This window comes from Candidatus Omnitrophota bacterium (assembly GCA_040755155.1).
GTDB lineage: Bacteria > Hinthialibacterota > Hinthialibacteria > Hinthialibacterales > Hinthialibacteraceae > JBFMBP01.
The window spans coordinates 1-10,070 of the sequence record JBFMBP010000169.1; the positions used below are offsets into that span (position 1 = coordinate 1).

Here is a 10,070-nt window from a genome sequence, read left to right on the forward strand (position 1 = left end):
CGCTCCCCACTTAGTCCGGCTGGTGAAAGAAGGAAAAACCTTTATTAACGGCATTCTTTTAAAAGAAGAAAAAAAGATTGATCGGGACGCTGCCTAACTTCCGATCCACAACTATTGACAATAACTCATGGGATGACAACCGTCTAACTGTCTCTCTATTGAATCCATTAGGAAAAGAGGGTTATGCAACTGATCTCTTCCGGCGAATGAACGAAAGAAAACTATTTAAAAGAATATATTCAAAACCTTTAAGGAAATTTGAAAATCCAATAATACGCGATTTCCTAGATAAAATAAATAAAAATAAAAGTAAAAAAGAAATAGAGGCGTCGCTGGCTGATCTTCTCTCGTCCAACTTAAGTTCTTCTTCGATCGATCCCAATTATCTCATCGTTAATTCGATGAATATCAAATCCATTAGAAAACAATCGCGTGATGATGAAGAAGGTTCTATAATGATCGTTGATGGCGACATTCATCAATCTTTTGAAAATGAATCGACGCTATTCCGATCGATAAATGAAAACGAACATGATTCTTTTATTGAAGTCTATGCTCCAATATCGTATTCACACGATGAGGAAAAACGACGAATATTGAATAGATGCGAACTCCTCATTCATGATTTTCTTATTAAACAAGCAGAAATTTTAATTGAAAAGGAGCGAAAAAATGGCTCTCGACAAAATAATTCTTCTACTCATCCACTTATCCATTAATGGCATAAGAGGTAAAACATTACTGCAAAAAAGAATATATTTTTTGAGTATTTTTCTTAAAAATAATTTCGGTTACCGAGCACATTACTACGGACCCTATTCCCCGCAAGTAGACGACTCTTTAGCAAAAATGAAATCGTTGGGTTTTGTCGAAGAAAGATCGCATGGTTATGGATTAATCGACAAAATTGGTTTTGAAGTTCGGCGATACGATTACCTTCTGACTGACGACGGGGGAAAAATAGTTGATAATTATATTAAAGAAAATAATGAAGAATTTCGAAAAATTAAGACCGTGTTTGATTGTCTATGCAATTCTGGCGATACATGGGAAGATCACATTAGTTTATCGATTGCGGCTAAAATTCATTACATATTTACTATGAATAACTCTCCGCTGAAAATTACCGAAATTGAAAAAAAAGCGCAAAATTTAGGTTGGAATATTACTCCTGAGCAATCTACAAGGGCTATTAGTTTTTTAGAAAAATTAAATTTAATCGAAACGCAACATTAAAAATCGTTGCTTTTTTGTATTCTATTCCTTTTTAATGTTAACAGGAACCTAAGCCCTTGACACAACTCGCCTACCGCCGCCCCTCGGACATCATCCTGCAAGGTCTCCCCGTACGCCAGATCCGAAGTGAAGCGGACGCCCGCGCCTTATGCGATTACATTGGCTATCACGCTCTGCCCGATTCGCGTATGCAAGTGTGGGACATCGACATCATTTCCGCCATTCCGTTCGCCATTTCCGGCTTCGTATCCTCCCGCTGGGCGCTCGACGCCCTCCTTCTTGCCAGTGATGCGATTGGCGCTCCTTGCGATGCTTCCAAGACGGCCATTCTCCCCGATTCGTCGTTAGGCCAGGATAAATTCGCCCTTGCGACTGCGCCCCGCTGCCCGCTCTTCGACTCCCCACAGCGCGAAGAGCAAGTGGAGGAAGCGGTTATGGGCGATCCTTTGTATTTGCTGCGGCGCATCGACTTTATGACCCTGGTTCATTCACCTGCCGGCTACGTCGGCTGGGTGGAGAACGCGAATTTCCGCGTCATCAGCGAAGAGGATTGGTATGTTTGGACGAAATCGGACTCCGCTCACTTCATCGCAACCATCGATTGGGATGGGGGAGCCATCCCCGGCGGCGCTCAATTGCCTCTCCTGCCCTCCGGCGAAATTCTGCTCCCCACCGGCTCCGTCATCATGCCGCCCGCCGGCGCTTTTATCAAATCCTCGCACGCCATGAACCATCAATGCAAAGCCATCCTGGACGTCGCCCGCCTTCTGCTCGGCGTTCCCTACAAATGGGGCGGGACCACGTCCTCTGGCATCGACTGCTCCGGCCTGACTCGTTTTGCCTATAAAGCTGTCGGCGTCTATCTTCCCCGCGACGCCAACCAGCAATTTCTCGCGGGACGCATAACCGCTCTTCCGGGATCCATGAAAGCCATCGGCGCGGGCGATCTTCTCTTCTTCGCCGGCGATTGGGGAGGAGTAACCCATACGGCCATCGCCTTCGGCCCCAGCGAATTCATCCACGCCTCCTTCAAAAACGGCGTAACCATCTCTGCCTGGGAAGACGAAGAAGAATTAAAAAATCGATTCGTCTGCGCCAAACGCATCCTTCGGTAATGAGAGTAATTCAAGAAAAAGACGCGGAGGAAATGAACGGCGGCAAAAAGGCAAGAGGGAAAAAAACGAGAATTTATTATTCCTTTTTATTTCATCCCTAACAAACGGAAATATTCTTCTCTGGATATTCCAGCCGTTTTTAAATTATTTAAAATAACGGCGATAGGAACTTCATCGTAGGTTGGAATAACAATTGGACGGAAGACGCCGGGTTTAGTATAGGATCGATGGCTTCCTTCTTGTCTGGCAAAATGAAAGCCGCTTTCCAGAAAAATCCTTTCCAATGCTTTCCAATGAATAGGAGTAATTCGAGGCATTAATAAGCGCCGATGGCCATATAGCGTTTTTCTACCGCAACCCAGGAAGGACACGCCCATTGACCATTTTCCCATTTATAACCGGATTCCAAAAGAACATCCGTCAACGTTCCCATCTCCTCCGCCGTTCTCAAAAACAACGATACGGCTTCATCCAACGCCTTCTTGGCATCCTCGGGAGTTTTTCCCGAACTCATCACATCCAACGGCATGGCATGGGCGATAAATTGGACTCCCTCCCTCCAAATTTGCATAGTGAATTCGATTTGAGTGGTTTGACTCATATCGGCGATCTACCCTTTTTACAATAAATTTTGACGGCTTTCTTTCACCATCCTTGCATCAAAAAGCGTTTCTAAATGGTCGCAGACAATTGCCCATTTTCCCACCCTCAAAGCATAGAGAAATAGCGTTATCTTCCAATTGTAAACGAATAATACCATAAGTCCAAAACTTTCTTGGAATACTCATTCGCAAAAAATATTTTTTCTCAATAAAAACCGGCCTCTAAAGAATTATCCCCTAGAGGCCGGGCTCATTCAGAAAATAACCGATTTTCCGATTTTCGCGAATCGCTCAATAATTGACGATTAAAACCCCTAAAAATTCCGAGGTGAAATAGGTGTCTTTAAAAACATGCGCGCGCCAGATGTCGCCGTTGGATACCAAGCCGTTCGAGGGATTATAGGCTTCCGCTGTACGGTCGATCCAGTCGCCATGATCGCTATCCGGCCCCGCGGCGAAGACAAGCCAATGCGGGCAATGCGTCCCGTTGGAGCAATCGCGGTCTTCATAACCGTAATAAAGGCCGCCGCCGAAGGGATCCTGCGGAATGCTGGACATATAATTCACCGGCGTGGTCAACAAAGCCCAGGTCTGCCCGTTGAAAAAGTTATCGCCGATGCCAATGCACTTGACGCCTCTAGCTTTAGAACATTGCACGCCAAAGAAACTATATCCTCCGCGAAAAGCGCATTTGAAACTTCCGTCGTCTTCCCCGGAATCGTTGCCGTCGATCAACCATAAATTGGTATCCAAGTGGCGGATGTCGATCTGTTCATGAAGCATCCGCAAATCCGCAAAGCAGCGCGCCGACTTGGCGCGGATCTGCGCGTTGAGAAAATTGGGCACGGCGATAGCCGCCAGAATACCGATGATGGCGACGACGATTAATAATTCAATTAAAGTAAACGCCGCATGTTCTTTCTGGATAATACGCATATTACTCCTCCCTTGATTGAGACGATAGTATATAAATTCAAGAAAGAAATTAAACAATAAAAAAAAGAAAAGTAAATCCCTTTAAAACCTCTTTTCTTCGCCTATCACCGCCGTAAACCATCGCGGGAACCGTTTTGAAGGAAGTATAATTCCTCTTTTCGGCTCCGTCGCCCGGGGCGAAGCGAATAGCGACGTGGATTTCCTCGTCGATTTGGCGCCTGGCCGGCTATTGCTCGATCATGCGGCGTTAATGCTCGATCTTCAGGATTTATTGAGAAGAAAAGTCGAAGTCGCTACGGAACGAGGTCTCCGTCCCGCCGTCCGGGAGCGAATCGTCCAAGAACTAATTCCACTATGAGAAACAACCGCCTTTATCTTCAGGATATCTTGACGCCATTAGCGCTATCAAAAAAAACTCATTGAATAATCAAGTTTACGAAATTCTTTCGCCGCCTCTTCTTGAAATTCAATCCTCCAAATCAATTTCACTCTCCAACTGTTCGAAAGGGATGGATTGGTTCTTCTTATTAAATCGTTCGCTGGCGATTCGATAATCTTCTTCCTCTTCGAGCCATCCCTCCAACGCTTGCCGGATGAAATCGCTTTTCGCGCGGCCGGTCTTTTTCTTCAGATCGTTCAGCCGTTTTTTCAATTCCATAGGCAATTGAACATTCATAAAGCGAATCCTCTCAGCCATTGATTTGATGAGATATTATAACATCGTTTCCTCATTTTTCCCTTCTCATTCCAAAACAAACCGGCCCCCGAGAAAACTCCCCAGGGGCCGTTATATTCTTCCGTTAATCCAGCTTCAGGATCAGGTATAGCTTTGCAGCGTCTTCATGTAATTCGCCCGCTCGAAAGCCGCCGGTTCGGGGCAGGACTTTTGGCTCATGCTGCCCCGCATCATCTTGACAGAGTTATATTCGTGTTCATCCATCCACGCCGCCATGTCGGAGAGAATTTCTTTGATCCGATCCGCGCCGTGGCGCAGCAGGGCCGAGCAAAGCATCGCGACATTCGCTCCCGCCATTAATATTTTCAAAACGTCTTCGGCGCCATAAATTCCCGTCGTCGCCGCCAGATCCGCTTTGACTTGGCCGTAGAGAATGGCGATCCAACGCAGCGGCAGCCGCATTTCATGCGGCGTGCTGAGCAACAGGCTCGGCGCCGCTTCCAGCTTCTCAATGTCGATGTCCGGCTGATAAAAGCGGTTGAACAGAACCAGTCCATTCGCTCCCGCATCATCCAACTTTTTCGCCATATTCGCCATCGACGAGAAAAAGGGGCTAAGCTTGGCCGCCACGGGAATCCTTACGGAGCTTTTCACGGCTTTCAAAACGTCGATGTAAACGTTCTCCACATCATCCGCCGTTAGTTTGGAATCCGTTGGGATGTAATAGACATTCAATTCGAGGGCGTCCGCTCCCGCATCCTGCATTTTCTTGGCGTAGTCGATCCATCCGCCAACGGATACGCCGTTCAAACTGCCGATGATGGGAATATCCACCGTCTCTTTCAACTTGCGGATATGCTCCAAATATTCGTCCGGTCCGAGGTGGTACTCTTTCAGATCGGGGAAATAGGATTGCGCTTCCGCATAACTCTCGGCGCCGTTCGTTAAAAAATGATTCAGTTCCTTCGCTTCGAATTGCAACTGCTCTTCGAACAACGACCACATCACAATTGCCGCTGCGCCAGCGTCTTCCAACTTCTTCGCCATATCGGCGTCTCTTGACAGGGGCGATGCGGAAGGAACCAGGGGGTTCTTTAATTGGAGACCTAAATATTGGGTTGAAAAATCCATTGTCGCCTTTCCTTTCCGAAGATTTCTCCGTTTTTCTTTTCCTTTATTCGGTTTTGGCAACCTCAAAGGATTCCCACTGGCGATAGAGATTCCAGCGTTTGGTTACGTCTTCCTGGCCGAGGACGGCGAGGCGTTCGGCTTCTTGGGGTTTGCTCTTCGTGAGCATTTTGAAACGCGTCTGCTGATACGCGAAATCTTTGTATGAAATTTTCGGATCGCGCGAATCCAGCTTCAACGGATTCTTGCCTTCCTTCAACAGATCGGGATTGAAGCGGTACAACGGCCAATGTCCGCTGTCCACCGCCGCCTGTTGCGTATCGTAACCCGTGCGCATATTGATGCCGTGAGCGATGCAGTGGCTGTAAGCGATAATGAGCGATGGGCCGTCATAAGCTTCCGCTTCCAGAAACGCCTTCACGGTTTGCGCATCGTTCGCTCCCATCGCCACTTTGGCTACGAAGATATTGCCGTAGGTCATGGCGATCATGCCCAGGTCCTTCTTCGGCATGGGCTTGCCGCCGAAGGCGAATTTGGCCACCGCGCCCAGCGGCGTCGCTTTGGAGCACTGGCCACCAGTATTGGAATAGACTTCCGTGTCCAGCACTAGCACGTTGACATTGCGTCCAGCGGCGAGCACGTGATCCAGGCCGCCGTAGCCGATGTCGTAAGCCCATCCGTCGCCGCCGACGATCCACACGCTCTTCTTCACCTGGAAATCGGCGATATTGAGCAGATTCTTCGCTTCAGGCGAATTCATCCCGGCGAGCTTGGCTTTCAAAGCGGCGATGCGTTCGCGCTGCAGTTTGATGCCTTCTTCCGTGGATTGATCGGCGTTAAAGATCTCTTCCACCAACGAATCGCCGATCTGGCCGGAGAGTTTCTTCATCAGCTCCTTGCCGTATTCGTTCATCTTGTCGATGCAAAGGCGGAAGCCGTATCCAAATTCCGCGTTATCTTCAAACAACGAGTTGGACCAGGCCGGACCGCGTCCGTCGCGATTCACCGCCCACGGCGTCGTGGGCAGGTTGCCTCCATAAATGGAAGAGCAGCCCGTTGCGTTGGAAATAATAGCCCGGTCGCCGAAAAGTTGGCTCAACAACATTACGTATGGCGTCTCGCCGCAACCCGAACAGGCTCCGGAAAATTCGAACAACGGCGTAAGCAATTGCGAACCTTTGACGCTGTTGATCTTGATCTTGCCCCGATCCATTTCGGGAAGATCGAGGAAGAACTTGAAATTCTCACGCTCCGGCGCCCGCAACGGAATTTGATCCTGCATATTGATTGCTTTGAATTTCGGCTCGGATTTATTCTTGGCGGGACAAATATGGACGCAGGCGCCGCACCCCGTGCAGTCTTCCGGCGCTACTTGCAGGGTGAATTTCATTCCTTCGTATTCCTTGCCCCGCGCATCCACCGCCTTGAACGTCGCCGGCGCGCCGGCCAAAGCGCTTTCGGGATAAATGTTTCCGCGAATGGCGGCGTGGGGACAAGCCATGGAGCACTTCATGCACTGGATGCAAATATCCGCATCCCATACGGGAATCTCCAGCGCGATGTTCCGTTTTTCCCATTTGGTAGTTCCCGACGGATAGGTTCCATCCACTGGGAATTTGCTGACGGGAATGCCGTCGCCGCGTCCTGCGATAATCTCCGCCGTTACTTCTTGCACGAATTTCGGCGCTTCCGCAGCTACCGTCGGCGGAATTTCAATAGCGCTCGTCGCCGCGCCGGGAACCTTCACTTCATATAGGTTTTCCAACGTTTGATCGACCGCTTTATAGTTCATCTTGACGATTTCGTCGCCCTTGGCGCCATAGGTCTTCTTGATGGCGTTTTTAATAGCGGCGATAGCTTCATCTTTAGGCAGAACGCCGGAAATGGCGAAGAAGCATGTCTGCATGATGGTGTTGATGCGCGCGCCCATCTTCGTATCCCGCGCCACCGTATAAGCGTCGATGACATAGAATTTCAGTTTTTTATCGATGATTTGCTGCTGCACCCGCTTCGGAATCTTGTCCCATACTTCATCGGCGCTATATGGGCTATTCAACAGGAACACGCCGCCCGGAGCGGCCTTCTCCAATACGTCGTACTTCTCCAGAAATACGAACTGATGCACGCCGACAAAGTTGGCCGACGTCAATAGATACGTCGAACGAATCGGACGCGGCCCGAAACGCAAGTGCGATACCGTGATCGAACCGGCTTTCTTGGAATCGTAAACGAAATAGCCCTGCGCGTAATTCGGCGTCTCTTCGCCGATGATTTTGATCGAGTTCTTGTTCGCCCCGACGGTTCCATCCGCACCCAAACCGAAGAACATGGCCCGCACAACGTCGGCGCCTTCGGTAGAGAATTCCGCATCCACATCGAGACTGGTATGGCCCACGTCGTCGATAATGCCGACGGTAAAATGCTTCTTCGGCTTTTCCAGTTTTAAATTGTCCAACGCGGCTTTGATCATCGCCGGAGTAAATTCTTTAGACGATAATCCGTATCGCCCGCCGACGATGGTTGGAAACGTTTTGAACGGCGCAACGCCGTCCGCCATCGCTTCCGCAATAGCGGATACTACGTCAACATACAATGGCTCGCCCGTCGCGCCTGGTTCTTTGGTACGGTCCAACACGGCGATTTTCTTTACTGAGGCGGGCAGCGCCGCGATGAAATGCTGCAACGAGAAGGGACGATACAGCCGCACTTTCAAGCAGCCCACTTTTTCCCCTTTCTCGACCAGATATTCCACCGTCTCGTGCGCCGTTTCCGCGCCCGACCCCATCAGAATCACGATCCGATCCGCTTCCGGATGCCCGACGTAATCAAATAGTTTATATTGGCGCCCAACGACTTTAGCGAACTTATCCATCGCCTTCTGCACAAGATCAGGACAGGCGTTGTAATAAGGATTGATCGTTTCGCGTCCTTGGAAGAACACGTCCGGATTTTGCGCCGTGCCGCGGATGAACGGATGGTCGGGACTCAATGCCCGGTTACGATGCGCCCGCACGAGTTCGTCGTCGATCATGGCGCGCATATCGTCATCCGTAAGTTCTTCCACTTTCATCACTTCGTGCGAACTGCGGAAACCGTCAAAGAAATGCACAAAGGGAACGCGCGCTTCCAACGCCGCCGCTTGAGCGATTAACGCAAAATCCATGACTTCCTGCACCGAACACGAGGAAATCAATCCGAATCCCGTCGAGCGCACCGCCATTACGTCGCTGTGATCGCCAAATATAGACAACGCATGAGCCGCCACCGACCGCGCCGACACGTGAAACACCGTCGAGGTCAATTCCCCGGCGATTTTGAACATGTTGGGAATCATCAGCAGCAACCCTTGCGACGCCGTAAACGTCGTCGTCAACGCTCCCGCCTGCAACGATCCGTGCACTGCTCCGGATGCGCCCCCCTCGCTCTGCAATTCCACCACCGTGGGAATCGTTCCCCAAATGTTGGTCTCGCCTTCCGCCGACCATTGATCCGCCCACTCTCCCATGTTCGAGGATGGAGTGATGGGATAAATAGCGCATACTTCATTCGTCTTATGGGCGACGTAAGCCGCCGCCTGATTTCCATCGAGAGTTACCGTTCGCCTGGACATTCAGGAACCTCCCACTTTTCTATTTACCGAGGATGAATCTCTCCTGAGATGGTTGAATCGTTTACGGGAGAGAGGAACATATCTGTCACCGCTTTATTTTTTATCCTCTAATAAGCATTTACTCAAGACCCAAGCCCCCTTTTCCTTTGTCATATTTGACAATCGCTCTCCCCCCAATGGCATTCGGCCCCTTTTCCGCACTTTGGATCGTTTATTTTTATTGTTATAGATAGTTATTGTAGACTTTGTATAAGCCGCCTTCTAATCTCTCGATCAACGTTCCCAGATTTTCTCTCAATAATAGAGTAAAACATATTGTATTTATTGAATTTACAATATAGGCTCCCAAAGCGAATCATCTGTTTCACCCCCTATAACTATTGTTGCTGTTTCAAAGAGGGTGGAACGATGAATATTCCTAAAAAAAATATAATTTCCCACTTCTTCATCTGAATTACTCTAACCTTATAAGAACAAAAATCGGAAAGTTAATTTTTAGTGAAAAAAATCGCTATTTTACCAATCTCAAACCATAAGGATAAAGGTATGCAGGGGGAGATTTTGTAACGTTAGGCTTGATATTGGATAGCGCGACTCTGATATATCGATTTATCAGCTTGATGAAATCGCCAATTCATCCAGTATAATGTCCCCCAAAATTTAGACAGGGGGTTAAGGTGGAAAATCGGCTTGCCGAGAGTAGGCAAGGAGGTTTTCCGAAATGAAGAGAATCCAAAAGAAATACGACGGAGTTTTTAAGACGAAAG

At 48.7% G+C, this 10,070-nt stretch carries 10 protein-coding genes; 4 read left to right on the plus strand and 6 right to left on the minus strand.

Annotation, left to right across the window (positions count from 1 at the left end; translation table 11 throughout):
* The first annotated feature begins 77 nt into the window (after positions 1-77).
* Genes AB1656_26225 through AB1656_26235 form a run of 3 tightly spaced genes read left to right on the plus strand, consistent with a single transcriptional unit; the run spans position 78 to position 2,351 of the window.
* Positions 78-719: a hypothetical protein gene (locus AB1656_26225; protein MEW6238896.1), complete on the plus strand. Its 642-nt coding sequence runs from the start codon at positions 78-80 to the stop codon at positions 717-719.
* On the plus strand, positions 673-1,236 hold the full coding sequence (locus tag AB1656_26230; protein ID MEW6238897.1) for a hypothetical protein: 564 nt from the start codon (positions 673-675) through the stop codon (positions 1,234-1,236). Before AB1656_26225 ends, AB1656_26230 begins: the two co-directional genes overlap by 47 nt.
* 56 nt (positions 1,237-1,292) lie before the next feature.
* Positions 1,293-2,351, plus strand: a complete 1,059-nt coding sequence (locus AB1656_26235; GenBank protein MEW6238898.1) for a C40 family peptidase — start codon at positions 1,293-1,295, stop codon at positions 2,349-2,351.
* 86 nt (positions 2,352-2,437) lie between these two features.
* Here AB1656_26235 and AB1656_26240 read toward each other — a convergent pair whose 3' ends face one another.
* The 3 genes from AB1656_26240 to AB1656_26250 all read right to left on the minus strand — a co-directional run bounded on the left by AB1656_26240 (position 2,438) and on the right by AB1656_26250 (position 3,889).
* Positions 2,438-2,743 carry a type II toxin-antitoxin system HicA family toxin gene (locus tag AB1656_26240; GenBank protein MEW6238899.1) on the minus strand — a complete coding sequence of 102 codons (306 nt, stop codon included), beginning with the start codon at positions 2,741-2,743 and terminating at the stop codon, positions 2,438-2,440.
* On the minus strand, positions 2,668-2,952 hold the full coding sequence (locus AB1656_26245) for a hypothetical protein (GenBank protein ID MEW6238900.1): 285 nt from the start codon (positions 2,950-2,952) through the stop codon (positions 2,668-2,670). The genes AB1656_26240 and AB1656_26245 overlap by 76 nt, the downstream gene beginning before the upstream one ends.
* A gap of 292 nt (positions 2,953-3,244) precedes the next feature.
* Complete coding sequence (locus tag AB1656_26250; protein ID MEW6238901.1) at positions 3,245-3,889, minus strand: prepilin-type N-terminal cleavage/methylation domain-containing protein; 645 nt, start codon at positions 3,887-3,889, stop codon at positions 3,245-3,247.
* Positions 3,890-4,037: 148 nt separating this feature from the next.
* Between AB1656_26250 and AB1656_26255 the strand changes: the two genes are divergently transcribed.
* Positions 4,038-4,247, plus strand: coding sequence for a nucleotidyltransferase domain-containing protein (locus AB1656_26255; protein ID MEW6238902.1), 210 nt, complete (start codon positions 4,038-4,040; stop codon positions 4,245-4,247).
* A 108-nt stretch (positions 4,248-4,355) separates the two neighbouring features.
* On the opposite strand, the gene AB1656_26260 is transcribed toward AB1656_26255, so the two are convergent.
* The 3 genes from AB1656_26260 to nifJ form a co-directional block, all read right to left on the minus strand.
* Positions 4,356-4,565 carry a DUF6290 family protein gene (locus AB1656_26260; protein ID MEW6238903.1) on the minus strand — a complete coding sequence of 70 codons (210 nt, stop codon included), beginning with the start codon at positions 4,563-4,565 and terminating at the stop codon, positions 4,356-4,358.
* A 141-nt stretch (positions 4,566-4,706) separates the two neighbouring features.
* Positions 4,707-5,696, minus strand: coding sequence for a dihydroorotate dehydrogenase-like protein (locus AB1656_26265; GenBank protein MEW6238904.1), 990 nt, complete (start codon positions 5,694-5,696; stop codon positions 4,707-4,709).
* Between the two features lie 43 nt (positions 5,697-5,739).
* Positions 5,740-9,303 carry a pyruvate:ferredoxin (flavodoxin) oxidoreductase gene (gene nifJ, locus AB1656_26270; protein ID MEW6238905.1) on the minus strand — a complete coding sequence of 1,188 codons (3,564 nt, stop codon included), beginning with the start codon at positions 9,301-9,303 and terminating at the stop codon, positions 5,740-5,742.
* Positions 9,304-10,070 lie beyond the last annotated feature (767 nt).